Consider the following 22,284-nt stretch of genomic DNA (forward strand, 5'->3'; position numbering starts at 1 on the left):
GGTTCTCCTTTGTGTCCTGGCGTTCGTTGAGGTCCCCGGCAGCCTTTAGCGTAAAGCCTGGGTCAGCGTTCCATCTTTCTACAGCGGGTGGCCCGCCGCGTAAGCGGTCGCCCAGTCGCGCACCGCCCGAGCGTAGACGCCGGAGTTGTTGTAGGCGCGCAAAGCGGTGATCCATCCCCGCGCAGTCGCGAGATCTTTACCGCGCCAGCATAAATAGCCGGCCGCCGAAAGCGCCGCGTCGTCGATGTTGTCCGGACTGACGATGCCGTCATTGTTGGCATCCACGCCGTAGAGCCGCCAGGTTTCGGAGATGAACTGCATCGGCCCCATCGCACGCTCCACGCCGTCGTCACCGTCGAGGTTGGCACGCTCGCTATCGACGATGCGCAGGGTGCCGCCGGTTCCGTCCAGGCGCACGCCGCGAATGGGAGGCCGCACGTCCCCGTTGGGCGCTATGGTCGCGCCCCGATAGGTGCCGTTGTGACTTTCCACCTGCCCGATGCCCGCCAGCGTGGTCCACGCGATATGGCACTTCGGGTTCTCGACCTCCGCAACCCGAGCGGCGTAGGCGTAGGCCTCCAGCGCAATCACCGGCATCTCCAGCGCCGGGGCGCGTTGCTCGGCCCATTCCCGCAGCTGATCGGCGGGCCGACCGCTGGCGTAGGTGTCCACCGGCGGCACCGGATCACCCGGTGGCGGCGGCACCCCTTCGGGGATGAAAAAGCTGAGCTGCCAGGTGCAACTTGACGCCAAGAGCATCGCGGTCGCGCCAATAACGGCGGCCGCGCGCAACCAACGTCTTGGCGACACAATCCTCCCTTTGGCTACTGCTGGCGCTCTACGCTTCCGTTGGGTCACCTCGCCGTCCGCGCGCTCACGTTCCGACTTGGCGGCCGATACGACCTAAATCATCGTCCCATGGGTTTGAGAGTTACCCCGTCGCAGTTCTCATCCAGCACACAGCCAGGAGTGCATCCTGGTACGGGAATTGGTTAGCCGTCGAACAGGCCAGCAAGCACAATTCTCAGCTTCTATCTGGAAATCAGCTATTTCAGCAAACCTCATAGAGGTCGCTTGATATGGAGCGGCTCTGAGTCCCCGCAAAGTTGGCGAGAACCGGCTCAAGCGCCTCCGAAGTCCCCGCTAGTACGCAGACGACTCGTCCTAGCGCCTGCCCTTCCGCTTCTTGCTGCCGCCGCGGGATTCCCGGGATTCTTTGGGGGTCTCGCCTTCGGCAGGCGCCTCGACTTGTTCTTCGGGCTCTGCTGGGTCTTGCGGCGGTTCTTCGTCGACCATGGGCTCCGGCGCCACATCGGCCCCCGCGCTGCCAGACGGCCAGTGCACCAGCCACTCCTGCTCGGTGATCGTCCCGACCGGCGCCATGTCGAGTTCCTCTGCCATGGCGTCGCCGCGCCGGGCGGCCACAATCGCCCGCTCGGCGCGGCGGACGTTATCCGAGAAGTCCAAAACCGCGGCGCGCAAGCAGTTTTCCGCGTCGGTATCCGCCGACACGGCAATCGAGGTCATTTCGGCGGGAATCAGCTGCGCCGGCAGGCCGGCATTGCAGACCCGCGCAATCACCTTCTGCGCCAACGCTAACGCGGGCTGACCGGTGGGAACGTCGTCCAATACCGACTCGCGTGGATTGCGCGCCTTTTCCGCCGCCTTGCCTTCCTCCCACTGGGCCATCTGCTCTTGCAGCGAAATCGATTCGCCGGCAAGTACTCCCGGCGCCCGGTTGCCGAGCTTGCGCATCAGCGTGTCGGCGACGTCATCGATGGTGAACGGAAGCAATGCCGCATCTTCAGCGATGCGGGCATGGAAAAGCACCTGCAGCAGCAGGTCCCCAAGCTCCTCGCGCAACTGGTCGACGCTGCCACTGTGTACCGCGTCGAGCAGCTCGTAGGTCTCTTCGAGCAGGTAGCGCCGCAACGAGTCGTGGGTCTGCTCACTTTCCCACGGCCCGTCGGTGCGCAGTTTGTCCATCATCGCCACGGCATCGAGCAGGCGTTCCCCGCGCCGGCGATCCGGCGCCGCAATCAGCCTGGCCCCTGCCGCCAGCCTCGCCACCACCGCGGGGTGGTTCGGGTCGGACGACAACAGCACCGGCGCCTCCTCGCCCACGTGCACCGGATGCGCGTCGGGCAGTGACCAGGGCACCGCGATCGGCATCTCCTCGGTGTATTGCACGGTGCCCCCGAGCAGCTCGATGGCTTCGACAGGCACCAGCGACGGACGGCGGGGGTCGACCAGGACGACAATCATCGCGCTTGCCGCTCCTTACCCGACGCGGTGGCGCCCGCATCGTCTTCGGACAAACTGGTTCTACCAATATCTTGTTGCGGCTTGCCTGCCAATGCCGTCACCAGATTGGCCACCATCTGCACCAATTCCACATCCCGGATGCGCGGCGCACCGACGCCACCGTCACGCGGGATGGGTACCTGCACGGTGGACGTCGTAGCCCGGTAGTGGCCTCCCGGATACATCCGCTTGAGCCGCACCTGGGCGGAATCGGGCAGATCCATCGGTGCCAGCCGAACTGTCGCCGAAGACGGCGCCGACACGTCGGTGATGCCCGAGGCCCGGCACAGCAGCCGCAACCGCGCCACCGCGACCAGCCGCAGCGCCGGCTCCGGCAAAGCCCCGTAGCGGTCGATGAGTTCGTCCACCACGGCCGCGACGCCACTGTCGGAGGTGGCGGTGGCGAGCCGCCGGTAGGCCTCCAACCGCAGGCGATCGCTGCCGATGTAGTCCGGTGGCAGGTGGGCGTCGACCGGCAGGTCGATCCGCACATCCTTGGGCTCCTCGGGAGTGGTCACCATCTTGCCGTCGGCGGCGGCCCGATACGCCTCGACGGCCTCGCCCACAAACCGCACATAGAGGTCGAAGCCGACTCCGGCGACGTGCCCCGACTGCTCGACGCCGAGCACGTTGCCCGCGCCGCGGATCTCCAGGTCCTTGAGCGCGACCGCCATGCCCGCGCCAAGCTCGTTGTTTTGCGCGATGGTCGCCAACCGGTCGTAGGCGGTCTCGGTCAGCGGCGCCTGCGGCGGGTACAAGAAGTAGGCGTAACCGCGCTCACGGCTACGGCCCACTCGGCCGCGCAGCTGGTGCAGCTGAGACAACCCGAAGGTGTCGGCCCGTTCGACGATCAGCGTGTTGGCGTTGGAGATGTCCAAGCCGGTCTCCACGATCGTGGTGCAGACCAAGATGTCGAATTCACGCTGCCAGAATCCCTGGACGGTGCGTTCCAGCAGATCCTCGGGCATCTGCCCATGCGCGACGACCACCCGCGCCTCGGGCACGAGTTTGCGAATCCGCGCGGCGGTGTCGTCGATGGAACTGACCCGGTTGTGCACATAGAACGCCTGCCCGTCGCGCAGCAGCTCGCGGCGCAGCGCCGCGGCGATCTGTTTGTCGTCATGGGGTCCCACGTAGGTCAGCACCGGGTAGCGCTCCTCCGGGGGCGTCAGGATGGTCGACATCTCCCGAATACCGGCCAGGCTCATCTCCAGCGTGCGCGGAATGGGGGTGGCGCTCATCGTCAAGACGTCGACGTGGCTGCGCAACGACTTGATGTGCTCCTTGTGCTCGACACCGAACCGCTGTTCCTCGTCGACCACGACCAAGCCCAGGTCTTTCCAGCGAACGCCGGTCTGCAGCAGCCGGTGCGTGCCAATCACCACGTCGACCGATCCGTCGGCCATGCCCTCGATCACCGTGCGTGACTCGGCGGGGTCGGTGAAGCGGGACAGACCCTTGACCGTGACCGGGAACCCGGCCATCCGGTCGGTGAAGGTTTGCATATGCTGGTCGGCCAACAGCGTGGTGGGCACCAGCACGGCAACCTGTTTGCCGTCCTGAACGGCCTTGAACGCCGCCCGCACCGCGATTTCGGTCTTGCCGTAGCCGACATCACCGCAGATCACCCGGTCCATCGGGATGGACTTTTCCATGTCGCCCTTGACCTCGGTGATCGCGGTGAGCTGGTCGACGGTTTCGGTGAAACCGAACGCGTCCTCCATCTCGGCCTGCCACGGTGTGTCAGGGGCGAACGCATGCCCGGGGCTGGCCTGCCGCTTGGCGTAGAGCGCCACCAGTTCGCCGGCGATTTCCAGCACCGCCTTGCGCGCCTTGGTCTTGGTGTTGGTCCAGTCACTGCCGCCGAGCCGGCTCAGTGCTGGTGCCTGCCCACCGACATATCGCGACAACTGGTCTAGCGAATCCATCGGGACATACAGCTTGTCGGAACCACCGCCCCGCTTGGCGGAGGCGTATTCGAGCACCAGGTACTCGCGTCGGGCACCCCCGACGGTGCGCTCGACCATCTCCACGAACCAGCCGATGCCGTACTGATCGTGCACCACCAGATCGCCGGCCGTCAGGGCCAGTGGATCGACGGTGTTTCGCCGCTTGGCCGCCAGGCGCTTGCCCTCGACCGCCGTGGCCCGGTTGCCGGTCAGATTCGTCTCGGTGACCACGACCAAGTTGGCTCCGGGGACGATGACGCCGTCGCGCAGCGGCCCCTTGAGCACGCCCACCACGCCCAACTTGGGTGCGGCGCCGGGTTCCAGCATGGCGGCGGGAATGTCGGATTCGGCCAGCCGCTCCACCATGCGATGGGCGGTGCCGGTCCCGGGCTCCACCATCACCGCGTACCCGCCGGTCGAGACGTGCGCGCGCAGCATCGCAAATATGTCGTCGATATCCTTCTGGTGCCCACGCGCCGAGGGTGCCGCGCGGACCTCCAGCTCCGTCGCCGATTCCTCGGACAGCTGGCTCAGCGTCCACCACGGGTGTCCGGAACTGCTCGCCGCGGTCTGCACCTGGTCCAGCTCGGCAAAGCCGGACCCGCCCAGGGCTTCGACGTCTACGGGCGCGTCGGTTCCCATCGCCGCGACCGACCATGAGGCCTCGAGGAATTCGCGGCCCGTCTTGATCAAATCGGCGGCCCGGGTGCGCACCTTCTCCGGGTCGCACACCAGCACCGGAGTGCCCTCGGCAAGCTGATCGGTCAACAGCGCATGGTCATCGGGGCGCAACACCGGCAGCAGCGCTTCCATCCCATCGGTCGGGATGCCCTCGGCCAGTTTTGCCAGCATGTCGATGACGCTGCCGGTCACGGTGTTCTCCGAAGCCGGGTGCTGGGCGGCCAGCGCCGCGGCTCGCCCCCGTACGTCTTCGGTCAGAAGCAGCTCCCGGCAGGCCACCGCGACCAGCGTGCTGACCTCGATCTCGGGAATGGAGCGCTGGTCGGCGACCGAGAACATGCGCATTTCGGTGATCTCGTCGCCCCAGAATTCGACCCGCACCGGGTGCTCGGCGGTCGGCGCGAAGAGGTCCAGAATGCCCCCGCGGACGGCGAACTCGCCCCGCCGGCCCACCATGTCGACCCGGGTGTAGGCCAGCTCGACCAGCCGAGCGATGACTTCATCGAAGCCGATTTCTTGTCCGACACTCAAACTAACCGCTTCCTGCCGGCCCAGTTGCGGCGTCATCGGCTGCAACAGCGAGCGCACCGCGGTCACCACCACGCGCAACGGCGGGCCCAGCCGGGTGTCGTCGGGATGAGCCAGCCGGCGCAGCAGCAGCAGCCGGGCGCCGACCGTGTCGACACCGGGTGAGAGCCGCTCGTGCGGAAGGGTCTCCCAGGACGGGAACAACGCCACGGCTTCGCCGAAGACTCCCCGCAGTTCCGCGGTTACGTCGTCGGCCTCACGCCCGGTGGCGGTGACCACGAGCAGCGGTCCCTGTTGGGCCAGTGCGCTGGCGACGAAGGAGCGCGCGCTGGCCGGGCCGACCAACGTCAATTCATCAGGGCGATCGGAGGCACGCGCGATGAGTTGCTGGAAAGTAGGCGCGGTAAGCGCCAAGTCGACGAGCCCCGCGATCGGGGTATCTGGGCTAGCAGCCCCCGGTGCGGTCATGATGCGGCCATTCTAGGGTGCGGTCGTTTCTCGATATCGAGCCCGGCGGCCCATCCGCGGATCGGACTACTCGTCTTGCAGCTGCGGATCGGCTTCCAAGTGGGTCAGCCCATTCCAGACCAGGTTGACCAGGTGCGCGGCGACGACTTCCTTTTTGGGTTCGCGGGCGTCGAGCCACCACTGCGCGGTCATCGACACCGAACCCACCAAGGCCTGGGCATACAGCGGAGCCAACTCGGAGTCCAGGCCCCTGCGGGCGAAGTCGCCGGCCAAGATCGAGCTGACCTGGCTGACGGCGTCGTTGAGCAGGCTGGAATAGGTTCCGGAGCTGATCGACGCCGGTGAGTCGCGGATCATGATGCGAAAGCCGTCGGTGCGTTCTTCGACATAGGTGAGCAACGCCAGGGCAACCCGCTCGACGCGCACTCGCGATCGGTTGTTGGTCAACGACGAGGTGATGCCGTCCAGCAGGGCCGACATTTCGCGGTCGACCACCACCGCGTACAGGCCCTCTTTGCCGCCAAAATGCTCGTAGACCACCGGCTTGGAGACGTTGGCACGCTGGGCGATCTCCTCGATCGAGGTCCCGTCGTAGCCGCGTTCGGCGAACAACGATCGCGCGATGCCGATCAGCTGATGCCGGCGTTCGCTGCCCGTCATCCGGGCGCGCGGCGCCTTTGCCTCTTTTTCCGGCTTTTTCTCCGGCCCTGCCACGCCAACAGGGTATCTGTTTTCCGGCCCGCGGCGCCCAGCGTGCGGGCTGGGCGCCGACTGTGTCTCCAGTGCGCTTCGGTGGCGATATTCGCGCCCCACACGCACGCTGGGCGCCCGGATTGCACCGTGGATGGGGCGCCGACGATGTCGGCGGGATATGGCATCCCGTGATGCATCAAGTCAAGATGCCTGCGAAACCTGGTTCATGCATCAGGTAAGGAATGCCCGCGAAATCGGGGTCAGGTGGTGGTCTTGCTTTTGATGCGGATGCCGGCTTTGAGGGCGGGTAGAGCGGCGGGTATGGCGGCGGGGTAGAGCTGTTCGGTCTTGTCTTTGGCGAGTCTGAGCAGGGCGGCTTGCAGGTCGGCGATCTGGTGGGCGATCGCGGCGGGGTTGAGGCTGTCGCGGTAGGTGAGCAGCTCTGTTTGTTGGGCCGCTGAGAGGACTCCGGCGGCCAGCAGCCGGTCCAGGGGGGTCTGGGGCTTGTCGTAGAGCCGGCGGCGGTGACCGTCGCGGCTGCAGCCGTAGCTGATGGGTTTGATGGTGGGGGTCAGGTAGTTGAGCCGGTCGTTGACCAGGTGCCACAGCCGGTTGAGCACGGCGCGTTCTTCGTCGGTGTCGTAGCGGTAGTAGAACCCGTAGCGACGCACGAGGTGGTTGTTTTTGGACTCGATGGTGGCCTGGTCGTTCTTCTTGTAGGGTCGTGAGCGGGTGAAGAAGATCTCCATGTCCGCGGCCCACTTGATGACCGCCTTATTGAGGAATTCGGTGCCGTTGTCGAAGTCCAAACCCGTTACCTTATAGGGATTTTAGTAATTCCGGTTTTGAGGGCGCCCAGGATGTGGGGGTGGGCGTTGTTGCGCACCGTGCGGGTGAACACCCAGCCGATGTGCATGTCGGTGAGGTTGACCGTGCGGGCGAACTCACCTTTCAGTGTCGGGCCGCAGTGCGCCACGGTGTCGCCTTCGAAGAACCCCGGAGATTCTTCGGCCTCATCGCCTGCTTTGCAGATGGTGATCGAGGACCGCAGCAGCGGGGAGGGTTTCGTCGTCGACACACCCGAGATCTGGTCGCGGGCCTTGGCGCCGCGCAGGTAGCGGTCGATCGTGGCGCTGCTCATCGCCAACAGCTCGGCACGCACCGCCGGGCCGTAACGGTCACGGCCGTCCACCAGTTCGCCGTGGCGTTCTAGAGCATCCAACTGAGTGGCGTTCTAGAGCATCCAACTGAAGTGCCATGGAAGCGGCCAGGTACCGGCCGCACTGCCCGCCTGAGGCCGCCCACACCTTCTGCAACACCTTGAGCGCATCCTAGGAGTACTTCGGATTGCGTTGCCGGCAAATCCGTTTGGCGACCTGCCGACCCGCTCCCGGCGGCGCGGCCGCCGTCCTCAACCGCCGCCGGGCGTTGTCACGCGACCAGCCGGTGACCGCCACCACCTGATCCAGAATCTGCCCCTTGTCCGCCTTCGGCGCCCCCACATACGCCCTGGCGAACTTCGCGGTGATCTCGGCCCGAGACGACATCGACAGCCCACTTCCCATGCCTGCCAAGGATCGACCGTTCCGCGGGCATTTTTACGTGATCCACCGAGGGCGCTTCACGGGCATTTCTCGTGATGCTTGCCGCGGGCTCGGGAATCGGCCCACCCACCCGTTAGAGTTTCATGGTGGCGAGCGGGCGAAATGCTCGCCGTCGACCGGCAGTCCGTCGTGGTGTAATCGGCAGCACCTCTGATTTTGGTTCAGATAGTTCAGGTTCGAGTCCTGGCGACGGAGCTTGTTTGGGTGGCACCATCTAGCCCACCTCCACGTGAAATGACACCCTGGAGGGCGTGTCATCACGCCGACCCCTAGCTTGCGTGAGAAAAAGCCAATAAAGGAGAGTCGATGACGTTTCGTGGTGACACTGCGGTCGTGGTCTTGGCGGCTGGGGCTGGCACCCGGATGCGATCAGACACCCCCAAGGTGCTGCACACCCTGGCCGGGCGCAGCATGCTGTCCCACTCACTGCACGCGATGGCCAAGCTCGCACCGCAACACCTGGTGGTGGTGCTCGGCCACTGCCACGAACGTATCTCCCCGCTGGTCGACGAGCTGGCCGAATCCCTCGGTCGCACCATCAACGTGACGTTGCAGGATCGGCCGCTGGGCACCGGGGACGCGGTGCGCTGCAGCCTGTCGGCCCTTCCCGCCGACTACTCCGGCATCGTGGTCGTCACCGCGGGCGACACCCCGCTTTTGGACGCCGAAACGCTGGCCGACCTGATCGAGACCCACAGCGCGACGTCGTCCGCCGTCACGGTGCTGACCACCACGTTGAGCGACCCGCACGGCTACGGCCGCATCCTGCGCACCCAGGACAACGCCGTGATGGCCATTGTCGAACAGACCGATACGACGCCCTCACAGCGCGAAATCCGCGAGGTCAACGCCGGCGTCTACGCCTTCGAAATCACCGCACTGCAATCCGCGTTGAGCAGGCTGAGCTCGGACAACGCCCAGCAGGAGCTCTACTTGCCCGACGTCATCGCCATCCTGCGCCGCGACGGGCAAACCGTCAGCGCCCGCCACATCGACGACAGCGCGCTGGTGGCCGGCGTCAACGATCGGGTCCAGCTGGCCCAGCTGGGCGCCGAGCTGAACCGCCGGATAGTGGCCGCCCACCAGATGGCCGGCGTCACCGTGATCGACCCGGCAACCACCTGGATCGACGTGGACGTGGCGATCGGACGCGACACCGTTATCCAGCCGGGGACCCAGTTGCTGGGCCATACCCAGATCGGCGACCGCTGCGAAATCGGGCCCGACACGACGCTGACCGACGTCACCGTCGGGGACAACGCCTCGGTGGTACGCACCCACGGCAGCTCGTCATCGATCGGCGCAGCGGCCGCGGTCGGCCCCTTCACCTACTTGCGGCCCGGCACGGTGCTGGGCACCGGCGGCAAGCTGGGCGCCTTCGTGGAGACCAAGAACTCGACCATTGGCGCCGGCACCAAGGTGCCGCACCTGACCTACGTCGGCGACGCCGACATCGGCGACGACAGCAACATCGGTGCGGGCAGCGTGTTCGTCAACTACGACGGCATGACCAAGAACCGCGCCACCATCGGCTCGCACGTGCGCAGCGGCGCCGGCACCAGGTTCGTGGCACCGGTGAATGTCGGCGACGGGGCATACACCGGGGCCGGCACCGTGATCCGCGACGATGTTCCACCGGGCGCGCTCGCGGTGTCCGGCGGGCCGCAGCGCAATATCGCAGACTGGGTGCAGCAGAAGCGTCCGGGAACCCCGTCCGCCGAGGCCGCCCGCAAGGCCTCGGCCGAACAATCCACACCGCCGCCCGACGCCGATCAGACACCGTGAATTCGTTTCTCGGCTACCCGGCGACATGTGCAGGCCCTTCGCTACGTACGATGAGGCGTTCGATTTCCCATTCAGATCCCACTTTTGATCCCGAAACGGCGAGGGCAGCGCGTTGAGCCACGACTGGACCGATAACCGCAAGAACCTGATGCTCTTCAGCGGGCGCGCCCATCCGGAGCTGGCCGAACAGGTGGCCAAAGAACTCGACGTTCACGTGACCGCGCAGACCGCGCGTGAGTTTGCCAACGGCGAGATCTTCGTGCGCTTCCAGGAGTCGGTGCGTGGATGCGACGCCTTTGTTCTGCAGTCCTGCCCGGCACCGGTGAACACCTGGCTGATGGAACAGCTGATCATGATCGACGCGCTCAAGCGCGGCAGCGCCAAGCGGATCACCGCGGTCATGCCGTTCTACCCCTATGCCCGGCAGGACAAGAAGCACCGCGGCCGCGAACCGATCTCGGCGCGGCTGGTGGCCGATCTACTCAAGACCGCCGGCGCCGACCGAATCGTGACCGTCGACCTGCACACCGATCAGATCCAGGGCTTCTTCGACGGACCCGTCGACCACATGCGCGGGCAGAACCTGCTGACCGGCTACATCAGGGACAACTACTCCGACAACAACATGGTCGTGGTCTCCCCAGACTCGGGCCGAGTGCGCATCGCCGAAAAATGGGCCGACGCGCTGGGCGGCGTTCCGCTGGCCTTCATTCACAAGACCCGCGACCCGCGAGTGCCCAACCAGGTGGTCTCCAACCGGGTGGTGGGCGACGTCGCCGGCCGGACCTGCGTGCTGATCGACGACATGATTGACACCGGCGGCACGATTGCGGGTGCGGTGCAGTTGCTGCGCAACGACGGCGCCGGCGACGTGATCATCGCGGCGACCCACGGTGTGTTGTCTGACCCCGCCGCCGAGCGGCTGGCCGCATGCGGCGCCCGCGAGGTGATCGTCACCAACACCCTCCCGATCACCGAGGCCAAGCGTTTTCCGCAGCTCACGGTCTTGTCCATCGCTCCGCTGCTGGCCAGCACCATCCGCGCCGTATTCGAAAACGGCTCAGTCACAGGACTATTCGACGGAGACGCGTAGATGGCCGCCGGAACCGCGGGGACCACACCCGAGGCCGTCATCTACCACAATCCCAAGTGCAGCACGTCGCGCAAGACCCTGGAATTGCTGCGTGAGCAGGGCCTGGAGCCGACCGTCGTCCAGTATCTGAAGACACCACCGACGCGGGACGAGTTGGTGCGCATGATCGGCGATGCCGGCATCGAGGTGCGCACCGCCGTGCGCAAACGCGACCGGCTGTACGAGGAGCTGAACCTCGCTGACGCGACCGATGCGCAACTGCTCGACGCGATGGCCGAGCACCCCTTGCTCATCGAACGGCCGTTTGTGGTCACCCCGAAGGGCACCCGGCTGGCTCGTCCGGTCGAGGCCGTTCGCGAGATCCTGTGACAGCTCGCCGGATCGCAGCGGCCGTCGTTTCACTCGCGGTCACGATGCCGGCGGTTGCCTGCAGCACACCCGAGCCCCCTGACTACAAATCCATCTGGACCACGAGCGCAACAACTAGCACCACCGCCACCACCGCCCCGCCCGTGCCGCTGTCGCAGTACCTGGAAAGCATCGGGGTGAGCGGAAAGCAGATCGCGCCGAGCGACCTCAAAGGCCTTACCGTGTCGATCCCGACACCACCGGGCTGGTCCCCCTACGAGGGCCCGAAGATCAACCCGGAAACGGTGATCATCTCCAAGGGCGGCCACTACCCCACGGCCAGACTGGTCGTGTTCTTGCTGCGCGGGAACTTCGACCCCGCCGACGTCGCCAGGCGCGGCAACGACGACGCGCAACTGTTCGAGAACTTCAAACAGCTGGACGCCTCGTCGGCAGACTTTCACGGTTTTCCCTCGTCGATGATGCAGGGCAGCTACGACCTCGAGGGTGCCCGCATGCACAGCTGGAATCGGATCGTCATTCCCACCGGGCCGCCGCCGGACAACCAGCGGTATCTGGTCCAACTGACCATCACCAGCCTGGCCAGTCAGGCCGCCGGCAGCGCATCCGACATCGAGTCGATCATCAACGGATTCGTGGTTGCGGTGAAGTGATGGCCGACTGGACCGCCGCGGATCTACCGTCGTTCACCGGGCGCACGGTCATCGTGACCGGCGCAAACAGCGGGCTGGGCGCCGTCACCGCGCGCGAGCTGGCCCGCCATGGCGCCAGGGTAATCCTGGCCGTGCGCAACACGAGCAAGGGCGAGGCCGCCGCACAACAGATGACCGGCTCCAATGCCGGCCCGGTCGAGGTCCGCCGCCTCGATCTGCAAGATCTGTCATCGGTTCGCGAATTCGCGGCCGGCGTCGACAAGTCCGACCTGCTGATCGACAACGCCGGCATCATGGCCACGCCCTACGCGCTGACCGCGGACGGCTTCGAGAGCCAGATCGGCACCAACCACCTCGGCCATTTCGCGCTCACCAACCTGTTGCTGCCCAAACTCACCGACCGGGTGGTCACGGTGTCGTCCATGGCGCACTGGACGGGCCGGATCAACTTGGCCGACCTGAACTACCAGTCCCGGCGGTACTCCCCCTGGCTGGCCTACGGCCAGTCCAAACTCGCCAACCTGCTGTTCACCAGCGAGCTGCAAAAGCGCCTGGAGGCGGCCGGCTCGCCGCTGCGCGCGCTGGCCGCCCATCCGGGGTTCTCCCACACCAACCTGCAGGGGGCCTCGGGCCGCAAGCTCGGCGATGCGGTCGTGTCGTTCGGCACCAGGCTGATCGCCACCGACGCCGATTTCGGGGCCCGCCAGACTTTGTACGCCGCCTCTCAGGATCTGCCGGGCAACACCTATGTCGGGCCCAGATTCGGCTACGTCGGTCCCACCCGATCGGTGGGCCGCAGCCGGCGCGCCAAGAACGCAGTCGCGGCCGCCGCGCTGTGGGAGCTGTCCGAGCAGCTCACGGGAGCCGAATTTCCGTTCTGAGCGCCACCGCACCGGCCCAGCCACACCGGTCACGTGGGCCCCACCAGTCGCTGGGGTAGCCGGTGGGCACCCCCGCCCGCCGCGAATTTCCACTCCGAGGTGCGGATGCGCTAACCTTGCCGGGCGTCACGGCGAGGGTGGCTGACGGGTGTGTGCCGATCAGAGCACCGTTATCGACGGAGACCGACGGTTGTCGCGATCCTCGCCCGTGCCATGAACCAGGCACCAAGCCCAGAGGAGCGACACAATGGCCAAAGCTGCAGTCAACCAACTAGTGGTTACCGTACGCACCGAGACCGGCAAGGGCGCCTCCCGGCGAGCCCGCCGTGAGGGCAAGGTTCCGGCCGTGATGTACGGCCACGGCGCCGAGCCGCAGCACTTGGAGCTACCCGCCCACGACTACGCGGCGGTCCTTCGAAACTCCGGCACCAATGCGGTGATCACCCTGGACATCGCGGGCGAGGAGCAGCTGGCGCTGACCAAGGCGCTGGACATCCACCCGATCCGCCGCACCATCCAGCACGCCGACTTGGTGGTGGTGCGCCGCGGCGAGAAGGTCGTCGTCGAGGTCTCGGTTGCCGTCGAAGGCGACGCCGCGCCCGGCACCCTGGTTACCCAGGAGGCCAACACCATCGAAATCGAGGCCGAGGCCATGTCGATTCCCGAGCAGCTGACGGTGTCGATCGAAGGCGCGGAGCCTGGCACCCAGTTCACCGCGGGGCAGATCGAGCTGCCGGCGGGCGTCGGTCTGATTTCTGACCCCGAGATGCTGGTCGTCAACGTGGTGACCGCACCGACCGCCGAGGACCTCGAGCAAGCGGGTGGCGAAGAAGGCGCCGAGTCCGCGGCAGCCGAGGGCGAGGGCGGTCAAGCCGAAGCCGAGTCCGAGTAAGCGGTTCGCAGTATGGCCGAGCCGTTATTGGTCGTCGGCCTGGGCAACCCGGGGGAAAACTACGCCCGTACCCGGCACAACCTCGGGTTCATGGTTGCCGACCTCCTTGCTGCCAGGCTGGGCGCAAAGTTCAAGGTGCACAAGCGCTCCGGCGCCGAAGTGGTGACGGGTCGATTGGCGCAGCGCTCGGTGGTCCTGGCCAAACCGCGCTGCTACATGAACGAGTCGGGCCGCCAGGTGGCACCTCTGGCGAAGTTTTACTCGGTGCCACCGGCGGACCTCATCGTCATTCACGACGAGCTCGACCTCGATTTCGGCCGCATCAGGCTCAAATTCGGGGGCGGCGAAGGCGGGCACAACGGATTGCGCTCAGTGGCAGCGGCGCTGGGCACCAAGGACTTCCAGCGGGTGCGCATCGGCATCGGCCGCCCGCCCGGCCGCAAGGATCCGGCGACATTCGTGCTGGAGAATTTCAGCTCACCGGAGCGTCCGGAAGTACCCACGATCTGCGAACAGGCCGCTGACGCCACCGAGTTGCTCGTCGAAATTGGCCTGGAGCCGGCCCAAAACCGGGTCCACGCCTGGTGAGGCCGGTGTGGGTTTAGCGCTTGGCCGCCGCGGCTTCGGCGATGGCGTGGATGGCCTGCGATAGCTGCTGTCCCACGTCGGCGCGACCGGGGTCGATGGCGGTGAGCAGCGGAGCTGGATCGAAGTAGCTGATGTGCGCCGGACCGCGGGCGTCCGCCCAAACATGGACCCGCACCGGAACCACCGCACCGATCGCTTGGGTGGTACCGAAGAGCGTCTTGCCAATCTGTGGATCACCCACGAAGAAGCTGTGTGAACGCTGTAGCTGCATTCCGATCGCTTCCAGCCTGGAAGCTTGATTCACATCACCGAGAATCACCATCCCGTTCTGGTCGGCCGCCGAATGCAACGCGTCAATGCTCGCCTCGAAAGCGGTCGATGCGTCGACCGTGACGAACTTGGTCTCCACCTTGGTTTCCTGAGGTGTGCCGCCGCCCGCGGCCGCGGCCGCGGCGATGGTGCGGATTGCTTGCGAGATCTTCTGACCGGCGTCGGCCAGGCCCGGATCGACGGCGGTGAACTCCGGCGCCGGGTCGATGTAGCTGATATGCGCCGGGCCATCGCCATCCACCCAGACGTGCAACCGTACCGGAACCACCGTGCCGATCGCTTGAGTCGCATCGAAAAACGTCTTACCGATCTGCGGGTTACCAACAAAGAAGCTATGCGCGCCCGGCAACCGCAGGCCGTTGGCCGCCAGCTCAGCATCCTGGTTGATGTCACCGACGATGAGCATCCCGTTGTCGGCGGCGGCGGCGCGCAGCGCATCGGCGGTGGCTTCGAACGGCTGGCTCGAGGTGTAGGTGATGTAGGTCGTCGAAACGGTTCGCTGCCCGTTTGCTGCACCGGTGGTCACCGAAGCGCTGGGCGATTCGGTAGCGATCTTGTTGCCGCCGCTACAGCCGGTCACGGAAAAGGCCACGACAGCGGCAACGACAGAAAGGCGTGCGGCGACTCGCGCCGCTAGGGATCGTGATCCGCGAAACATCAGGTACTGCTCCCTTCGACACCGCGATGGGGCCGGCTGTTCGGCTGGCAAAGCCGTGGCAGCGGTCACTTTGGCAAGAACATTCCACCATTGCTTCGCTGCTCAGAGAACACTGTGATCGGTCGGCCAGGCGTGCATGTCCTGTCCGCAGCCAACGCGCCAGCACAAGCGCGCGCGCCAGTAGGGGCCGGATGCCCTTGTGGTACCGACGATGTCGCCCGGCGCGGCAGTCCGACGGGTCTCCACAATGCGGCTCTGTACAAGAGAGGGAATCGCCATGTCGTTTGTGCTCGTAACGCCCGAAGCATTGTCCGCGGCGGCCGCGGACACGGCCCGAATTGGGTCGGCCATCAACGCGGCCACCACGGCAGCGGCGGCCCAGACCACATCCGTGGTGGCGGCCGCGGGCGATGAGGTATCGGCGGCGGTCGCGACGTTGTTCGGCACCTATGGTCAGACATATCAGGCGCTGGCGGCTCAGGCCTCGACGCTTCACCAGCAGTTCGAAAGCGCCCTGAAGGCGGCCGGCAGCTCATATGCGGGCGCGGAGGCCGCCGGCGCCGCACCCCTGCAACAGACGCAGGCCGCGTTCAGCGCCGTCGAGCGGGACGTGTTGTCCGTGGTCAACGCGCCCTCTCTCGCGCTCACCGGGCGCCCGCTCATCGGCAACGGGGCTGACGGCGGACCGGGCCAAGCCGGCGGTGCCGGCGGGTGGCTCTAGGGCAACGGCGGCAACGGCGGGCTGCTGTTTGGCAATGGTGGAGCCGGCGGCAACGGCGGAGACGCCTACGTGTTCGGCAATGGCCAACCCGGTGGTAGTGGCGGCGCCGGCGGCGACGCCTACCTGTTGGGTACCGGCGGCGCCGGCGGACACGGGGGTCTCGGCTCTGTCGGCGCGGCCGGTACCAACCCCTCCCCGCCATACCTTCAGCCCGCGAGCGGCACCGATGGTCTCAGCGGGCCCGCAGCCCAGACCGGTGGAGCTGGTGCCGAGGGCAACCCCGGCCAACAAGGGGGCACGGGCGGCACCGGCGCCGCCAGCAGCATCGCCGCAGCCGCCGGCGGCACCGGCGGCATCGGTGCCCCAGGCGGCGCTGGTGGCCACGGCGGCGATGGCGGCGCCGGTGGTCGGGGTGGGCTGCTGTTCGGGGTCGGCGGGGCCGGCGGGGCCGGCGGCGACGGCCTCGATGGCGGCCCCGGCGCGATGGGCCTTACCGGCGGCACCGGCGGCCATGGCGGCGATAACACCAGTTCCGTGACCAGGCCGGGGGTCGACGGTGCCGGCGGCAACGGCGGCAACGGCGGCACCGGCGGCAACGGCGGCGCCAGGGGCCTGTTTGGTCAGTCCGGGGCCGCGGGCGCCGGGGGCACCGCGGGGGCGGGAGGTGCCGGCGGCACCGGCGGCACCGGCGGGGTTGGTGGCACCGGCGGTACGGGTGCTGGTGGAGGGGGCAGGACCGGAGGGGTCGGTGGCGACGGCGTAACCGGTGCTACCGGTGCGTCCGGGCAACCCGGCGCATCAGGCTGATCTGATTACGCGCGCAACAGTAGAGGTCCCCGCCAGCGGCGGGGGCCTCTACTGTTTCTTGCCTTTATCCGTCTCTTCGCGGCGGCTACGTGACCAGAGTCAGTGAGTTGGACCTACGCAGCTTGCCCGACGGGGTCTTCGGGATGGTGCCCGGACCCAGCACCACAACATTGCGCGGACGCACATCGACCTCGGCGACCACCTCATGGGCCACCTGGTGCTCGATGCGGCGCACTTCGGCGGGATCCTCGAAGGCATTCGACTCGACGGCCACGGCGAAGGTCTCGCGCGAGTGCCCGGCGTCGAGGCGCACCGCTACCGCGCAACCCGGACGCACCCCTTCGACGCGGCCCGCGGCCCGTTCGATGTCGGTGGGATAGATGTTGCGACCCGCCATGATGATGACGTCCTTGACCCGCCCGCACACGACGACGTGGCCGTTTTCCATCTGGTAGCCCAGGTCGCCGGTGTCATACCAGCCGAGCTGGTCCTGAGCCGGGATGAATCCGCCCATGGTGAGGTAACCGGGCGTGACGGACTCGCCGCGCAACTCGATCACTCCGACACCCCGGGAGGGCAACACGTTGCCGTCCGCATCGACGATGCGGGCCTCGATGCCCTGCAATAGCGGGCCCAGCGAGGCCAGCCGGCGGGTGTTGCCCTTGGCGGCAGGAACCGCCCGGCGCAACGCAGCCATCAGGTCGGCGTCAACCTCGTCGACCACCAGACCGGCGCCGCACTCGGAGAAGGCCACCGCGAGGGTGATTTCGGCCATCCCGTAGGCCGGCAGGATCGCCTGCGGCCGCAGACCGAACGGTGCGCCGGCTTCACACAGGTCTTCCACGTCGGACGGCTCTACCGGCTCGGCACCGGAGAGCGCGAAGCGCAGACTGGACAGGTCGAACTGGCCCGGCTTGGCTTGTTTGCGCAGCCGCTTGGCGAACAGCGAGTAGGCGAAGTTGGGGGCGGCCGTCATCGTGCCCTTGTACTTGTCGATCAGCTTGGCCCACAGCAGGGTGTCCCGCATGAAGTCCATCGGGGTGACCTTGACCAGCTCACCGGCGAAGTACATCGGCACGGTCAGGAACCCGATCATGCCCATGTCATGGAACAGCGGCAGCCAGCTGACCATCACGTCGGTTTCCGCGTCGTACTCGGCGCTGATATACATCGCCTCGAGGTTTGCGAACAGGTTGCGGTGGGTGATCTGCACGGCTTTGGGCGAACCCGTGGATCCCGATGTCAGCTGCATCAGCGCCAGCTCGTCCTCGCCGACTTCGACGGGGTCGATGGGCTCGGATGCCAGCAGCTGCTCGAAGGTGAGCACCCTGATGCCGCGCTCCTCGAGCACCGGAGCCGCGGCCATGAACGGGTCGGAGATGACGACGGCCTTGGCCTCGATCATGTCGACGACGGTCGTGGTGTCCTCGGCCCACAGCGCCAGGTCGGTGCGCGGGGTGGGCTGGTGCAGCATGGTCAGGCTGGCGCCGCGGATCCACAGCCCTTGGGCGGTGGGAGCGATCTCCACCGGGGCTCCGGCCAGCACGCCGACCGCGTCGCCGGGGCCGACGCCCGCGGCGGCGAGCCCTCCGGCGATCTGACGGGCCCGCTCGTGCACCTCACCCCAGGTGTGCCGAACCGGGGTGTGCGGCTCACCGGTCACCATGCCCTTGGTGGTCTCGCGAGCGTTGCGGAACATCTTGTCGGTAAACCTGCTCAAAGCAACCTCCTCGGTTCGGGCCCCAGGGTCCGGGTTTTCATGTTCCGCCTGCTTGATGTCACATTGCGACAGGCGCGCGCACACAATTGGGGAGCGGTTAGGTCTCGAATCAGTGATGAATCCTCGACCCGATACCGGGTCGCGTGATGGGCAAGGGCAAGGCTCGGCGAGCCGAGCCGGCGGTGACTAGGCGTCCGCCCAGCGCTGCGCTGGGCGGACAAAAATCTCGCGCCATCTTGCTCATCACTACTCGTCACCGCGGATTATCTTAAGAAGTTCTTAAAGAACTGCCAAACCCTCACGCGTATTGAGGCAGATTTCACAATCCGCTTCTCAGACGGTGCTCTGCGAACTATCGTGCCCGGCTACTCCGGGGTTCCCGGCGTCGGCACCACCCGGGCTCCCGGCACCGGTCCGGTGGCGATTCGAACGGTACGACAGACGCCCGCTCCCGACAGCTGCGCGCTGACATCCAGCGCGGACTCGGCCGTGCGGCACAGGAAGGCACACGTCGGACCGGAGCCCGAGACGATGCCGGCGAGGGCGCCGGCCTCCACCCCGGCACGCAGCGCCCGGCGCAGCGCCGGGTCCAGGCTCACCGCCGCGGCCTGCATCTCGTTACCCAGCAGGGGCGCCAGCTGCTCGGGATCGCCGGCCGCCAGAGCCGCCAGCACCGGCCCGGGCTCGGCGAGCCGAGGTGGACTCCCCACGTCCCTGAGCCGGTCCAGCTCGGTGAACACCGCCGGGGTGGACAGGCCGCTGCGTGCGAACGCCAGCACCCAGTGGAAGGTATTCCGGGACAAGACCGTCGCCAGTTCCTCGCCGCGGCCCGTGCCCAGCGCGGTACCGCCGTGCAGCGCAAAGGGCACATCGCTGCCCAGCTGCGCGGCCAGCATGCGCAGGTCGCGCCGGGGCAGGTTGAGCTCCCACAGCGAATTCATCGCCACCAGTACCGCGGCCGCGTCGGCGCTGCCCCCGGCCATGCCGCCGGCCACCGGAATCGACTTGTCGATGAAGATCGACACGTCCGGTGCGCGGCCGACGTGTTCGGCCATCAGCTCGGCCGCCTGCCAGGCGAGGTTGCGTTTGTCGGTGGGCAGTTTGTCGGCGCCCTCGCCGACGACCTCCAGCGACAGCAGGTCGGCGTTGCGCACCGTCACCTCGTCGACCAGGGAGACCGCGTGAAACACCGTGGTCAGCTCGTGATAGCCGTCATCGCGGCGATCGCCGACCGCCAGGTACAGGTTGACCTTGCCGGGGACCCTTACGGTCGCCGACCCGGTAGGCACCCACAACTCAGCGGTGTTTCCGTCCGACGTCCTCGACACCGCAGCAGACTATCGCTGCAACCTGCGAACACACCTACCGGCGTGCGTCCACCACCGATCAGGTCGCCGAAACCGGCCCCGGCACCTGCCCCTCATCGCCTGCCACACCGGCGTCGGGCGGCCCACCGGAGGTGTCGGCAGAGCGGGTGAGCAATCGCACGAAGTCCTCGATGGACAGCGTCTCACCACGACGAGCTGGGTCGATGCTGGCCGCGAGCAACCGATTGGCCGACTCGTTGCCCGAGCCCGCCCACTCCAGGAACGCGTTTCGCGATGTCTTGCGCCGTTGCGCGAAGGCGATGTCCACCAATTCGAACACCTGCCGGCGGAAGTTCTCGTCGGTGGGCCAGGGCGTGGTCTCGTGGCGGTCAATGCGGACCAAGCCGGAGTAGACGCGCGGGATCGGCCAGAACACCGTGGGCGACACCATGCCGCAGCGGCGCACCCGTCCGTAGAAGCCGACCTTGACGCTGGGCACGCCGTATTCCTTGCCACCTGGTTCGGCGGCAAGCCGTTCGGCGACCTCAGCCTGGACCATCACCGTCACGACCCGGATGGACGGGAACTCGGCGAGTAGATGCAGCAACGCGGGAACCGCGACGTTGTAGGGCAGATTGGCGACCACCGCGGTCGGCTGGTCGGCCACGTCCTGCCCGCGCAGCGTCAAGATGTCGTGGTGGACGACGGTCAAGCGCCCGATCTCGCTATCGGAGTGCTCGGCCACGGTTTGGGGTAGCCGAGCCGCAAGCACCGGGTCGATCTCGACGGCCGTCACGGCGGCGCCGCGCTCCAGCAGGGCCAGCGTCAGCGAGCCCAGCCCGGGACCAACTTCGAGCACCTGCTCAGAACGGGTGATACCGGAGACGGCAACGACCTTGCGCACGGTGTTGGCGTCGTGGACGAAGTTCTGTCCAAGGGATTTGCGTGGCCGGATATCGAGTTCTTTGGCCAGCCGCCGGATCTCGGTACGCCCGAGCAGCCGGATGGTCAGTGTGCCCCCGCTCGCCCACTACACACGGGCCAGGCGCCCCAGCCCTGCCGTTGGCGGGTCACCTCGGCCACCGCGATCTGTTCTTCGCGGGTGGCCAGGTCAGCCCGCTCGGCGTACCGCAGCCCGCCGTTAGCCACCCAGGTGCCCTGATCGAACTGCACGCCGCCGTAGTAGCCGTTCCCGGTGTTGATCGCCCAGTTGCCGCCGGCCTCACAACCCGCGATGGCATCCCAGACGGATCCGTCGATCACCACAGGCACTTCGGTGCCCGGCTTGGTGCCCACCCGGACCACCGCTTCGCGCGCCGGAGTGATCACCACGTTGGCGACCGGCAGCTTGCCGGTCACCACGCCGTTGACCTCGGCGACCGCGAATGTCACGTCCTGGGTTCCCGGCGCACCCGGGTCCTCCACCACTTCCCGGCTGATGTTCATCTCGGGGTCCTCGATGCGCCGCGCCGGCGGGGGCAGCTCCACCCGCTCGGTGACCCGCTCGATGCGGTTACGCGTCACCTCGATCTGCATGCCGTCGACGATCGGAGTCGCCGCACTGGGCGCCACCTGGTCGTTGCCCTGCAACGGGACGCAGGCCGCGCTCAGCAACGCCGCGACATTGGCGGCCGGCAAGTGCACGCTGCGCACCACACCGCCGTCGTTGATCTGCACGTTCTTGGCTCTGACGACGGGCAATGCCATCCCCGCCAGCGGCACCCGGCTGCCACGAGAGGCCGTGGCCGGAGCCGTGTCGGTCATCGCGAGTTGGGCCAGTGCCTCATCCACGGTGGAGGCCGTGGTCCACACCTTCTTGACCTGGTGACCGTCCAGCGAGATCTCCAGCGGGCGGCTGCGCCGCAGCACGATGGTGTCCGCGTTGTGCACCGCCACTTCGGCGGCCGGATACAGGTCGTCACGGTCTCCGACGGAGTAGCCGTTATCCTGAACAATGTCGATCACCCGCGACATCATCGTCGTCACCCGCATCGCGGTTCCATCGACGGTCAATGTCACGGTCTTGGACGCAGAAACTGCGTAGCCGCCGGCCAGGACCAGTCCCACCAGCAGAGCGCCAACCACAGCGCGCAACATGGGCGATTCAGTTTGATGAAGTTTCGTAATCAGATTCAACGTCCGTCTATCCCCGACCTCAGCAACAACCCAACGACCTTTTCAGCTGAAAATGACAAAATGGGCCCGGAGGCCCACCTGTTCGATAACAAGACGGTAACGAACCGTCCAATGTTG

General features: G+C 66.9%; 19 protein-coding genes, 1 tRNA gene and 1 pseudogene. 9 read left to right on the top strand and 12 right to left on the bottom strand.

The features are described from left to right. Positions 1-78 precede the first annotated feature (78 nt). The 7 genes from G6N41_RS01100 to G6N41_RS01130 form a co-directional block, all read right to left on the bottom strand. Positions 79-810: a lytic transglycosylase domain-containing protein gene (locus G6N41_RS01100; protein ID WP_198966337.1), complete on the bottom strand. Its 732-nt coding sequence runs from the start codon at positions 808-810 to the stop codon at positions 79-81. Between the two features lie 354 nt (positions 811-1,164). Next, positions 1,165-2,265, bottom strand: a complete 1,101-nt coding sequence (locus G6N41_RS01105; RefSeq protein WP_198966338.1) for a nucleoside triphosphate pyrophosphohydrolase — start codon at positions 2,263-2,265, stop codon at positions 1,165-1,167. Next, on the bottom strand, positions 2,262-5,930 hold the full coding sequence (gene mfd / locus G6N41_RS01110; protein ID WP_198966339.1) for a transcription-repair coupling factor: 3,669 nt from the start codon (positions 5,928-5,930) through the stop codon (positions 2,262-2,264). The genes G6N41_RS01105 and mfd overlap by 4 nt, the downstream gene beginning before the upstream one ends. Before the next feature lie 66 nt (positions 5,931-5,996). Beyond that, entirely contained in the window at positions 5,997-6,590 is a 594-nt protein-coding gene (locus tag G6N41_RS01115; RefSeq protein ID WP_011742173.1) for a TetR/AcrR family transcriptional regulator, read from the bottom strand. A gap of 293 nt (positions 6,591-6,883) precedes the next feature. Beyond that, complete coding sequence (locus G6N41_RS01120) at positions 6,884-7,432, bottom strand: hypothetical protein (protein WP_231608765.1); 549 nt, start codon at positions 7,430-7,432, stop codon at positions 6,884-6,886. Positions 7,433-7,437: 5 nt separating this feature from the next. After that, positions 7,438-7,845, bottom strand: a complete 408-nt coding sequence (locus tag G6N41_RS01125) for a hypothetical protein (protein ID WP_198966340.1) — start codon at positions 7,843-7,845, stop codon at positions 7,438-7,440. Positions 7,846-7,954: 109 nt separating this feature from the next. Further along, positions 7,955-8,170, bottom strand: coding sequence for a hypothetical protein (locus G6N41_RS01130; protein WP_198968081.1), 216 nt, complete (start codon positions 8,168-8,170; stop codon positions 7,955-7,957). A 180-nt stretch (positions 8,171-8,350) separates the two neighbouring features. Here G6N41_RS01130 and G6N41_RS01135 point away from each other — a divergent pair. The 8 genes from G6N41_RS01135 (at position 8,351) to pth (ending at position 14,488) form a co-directional block, all read left to right on the top strand. Continuing rightward, a tRNA-Gln gene (locus G6N41_RS01135) sits at positions 8,351-8,422 on the top strand. 111 nt (positions 8,423-8,533) lie between these two features. Then, positions 8,534-10,012 (top strand): bifunctional UDP-N-acetylglucosamine diphosphorylase/glucosamine-1-phosphate N-acetyltransferase GlmU, encoded by a 1,479-nt coding sequence (gene glmU, locus G6N41_RS01140; RefSeq protein WP_198966341.1) that lies wholly within the window; start codon positions 8,534-8,536, stop codon positions 10,010-10,012. Between the two features lie 112 nt (positions 10,013-10,124). Further along, entirely contained in the window at positions 10,125-11,105 is a 981-nt protein-coding gene (locus G6N41_RS01145) for a ribose-phosphate diphosphokinase (protein WP_012396022.1), read from the top strand. Beyond that, positions 11,106-11,474 carry an arsenate reductase (glutaredoxin) gene (gene arsC, locus G6N41_RS01150; RefSeq protein ID WP_198966342.1) on the top strand — a complete coding sequence of 123 codons (369 nt, stop codon included), beginning with the start codon at positions 11,106-11,108 and terminating at the stop codon, positions 11,472-11,474. 44 nt (positions 11,475-11,518) lie between these two features. Beyond that, entirely contained in the window at positions 11,519-12,127 is a 609-nt protein-coding gene (locus tag G6N41_RS01155) for an LpqN/LpqT family lipoprotein (RefSeq protein WP_181005692.1), read from the top strand. After that, positions 12,127-13,008, top strand: a complete 882-nt coding sequence (locus G6N41_RS01160) for an oxidoreductase (RefSeq protein ID WP_198966343.1) — start codon at positions 12,127-12,129, stop codon at positions 13,006-13,008. The genes G6N41_RS01155 and G6N41_RS01160 overlap by 1 nt, the downstream gene beginning before the upstream one ends. A gap of 247 nt (positions 13,009-13,255) precedes the next feature. Beyond that, positions 13,256-13,900 (top strand): 50S ribosomal protein L25/general stress protein Ctc, encoded by a 645-nt coding sequence (locus G6N41_RS01165; RefSeq protein WP_198966344.1) that lies wholly within the window; start codon positions 13,256-13,258, stop codon positions 13,898-13,900. A gap of 12 nt (positions 13,901-13,912) precedes the next feature. Next, positions 13,913-14,488, top strand: coding sequence for an aminoacyl-tRNA hydrolase (gene pth / locus G6N41_RS01170; RefSeq protein ID WP_012396025.1), 576 nt, complete (start codon positions 13,913-13,915; stop codon positions 14,486-14,488). 13 nt (positions 14,489-14,501) lie between these two features. Here pth and G6N41_RS01175 read toward each other — a convergent pair whose 3' ends face one another. Beyond that, complete coding sequence (locus G6N41_RS01175) at positions 14,502-15,410, bottom strand: DUF302 domain-containing protein (protein WP_231608766.1); 909 nt, start codon at positions 15,408-15,410, stop codon at positions 14,502-14,504. Positions 15,411-15,753: 343 nt separating this feature from the next. Between G6N41_RS01175 and G6N41_RS29700 the strand changes: the two are divergent. Continuing rightward, positions 15,754-17,004 (top strand): annotated as a pseudogene (locus G6N41_RS29700) (PE family protein). 85 nt (positions 17,005-17,089) lie between these two features. Here the strand turns inward: G6N41_RS29700 and G6N41_RS01185 are convergent. The 4 genes from G6N41_RS01185 to G6N41_RS01200 all read right to left on the bottom strand — a co-directional run bounded on the left by G6N41_RS01185 (position 17,090) and on the right by G6N41_RS01200 (position 22,167). After that, positions 17,090-18,724, bottom strand: coding sequence for a fatty acyl-AMP ligase (locus G6N41_RS01185; RefSeq protein WP_020729724.1), 1,635 nt, complete (start codon positions 18,722-18,724; stop codon positions 17,090-17,092). A gap of 365 nt (positions 18,725-19,089) precedes the next feature. Further along, complete coding sequence (locus tag G6N41_RS01190) at positions 19,090-20,052, bottom strand: 4-(cytidine 5'-diphospho)-2-C-methyl-D-erythritol kinase (protein ID WP_020729723.1); 963 nt, start codon at positions 20,050-20,052, stop codon at positions 19,090-19,092. 58 nt (positions 20,053-20,110) lie between these two features. Continuing rightward, positions 20,111-21,043, bottom strand: coding sequence for a 16S rRNA (adenine(1518)-N(6)/adenine(1519)-N(6))-dimethyltransferase RsmA (gene rsmA / locus G6N41_RS01195; RefSeq protein ID WP_198967674.1), 933 nt, complete (start codon positions 21,041-21,043; stop codon positions 20,111-20,113). Next, positions 21,040-22,167, bottom strand: a complete 1,128-nt coding sequence (locus G6N41_RS01200) for a resuscitation-promoting factor (RefSeq protein WP_198966346.1) — start codon at positions 22,165-22,167, stop codon at positions 21,040-21,042. The genes rsmA and G6N41_RS01200 overlap by 4 nt, the downstream gene beginning before the upstream one ends. Positions 22,168-22,284: the final 117 nt, after the last annotated feature.

The organism is Mycobacterium shottsii, from assembly GCF_010728525.1.
In the GTDB taxonomy this organism is placed as follows: Bacteria; Actinomycetota; Actinomycetes; order Mycobacteriales; family Mycobacteriaceae; genus Mycobacterium; species Mycobacterium marinum.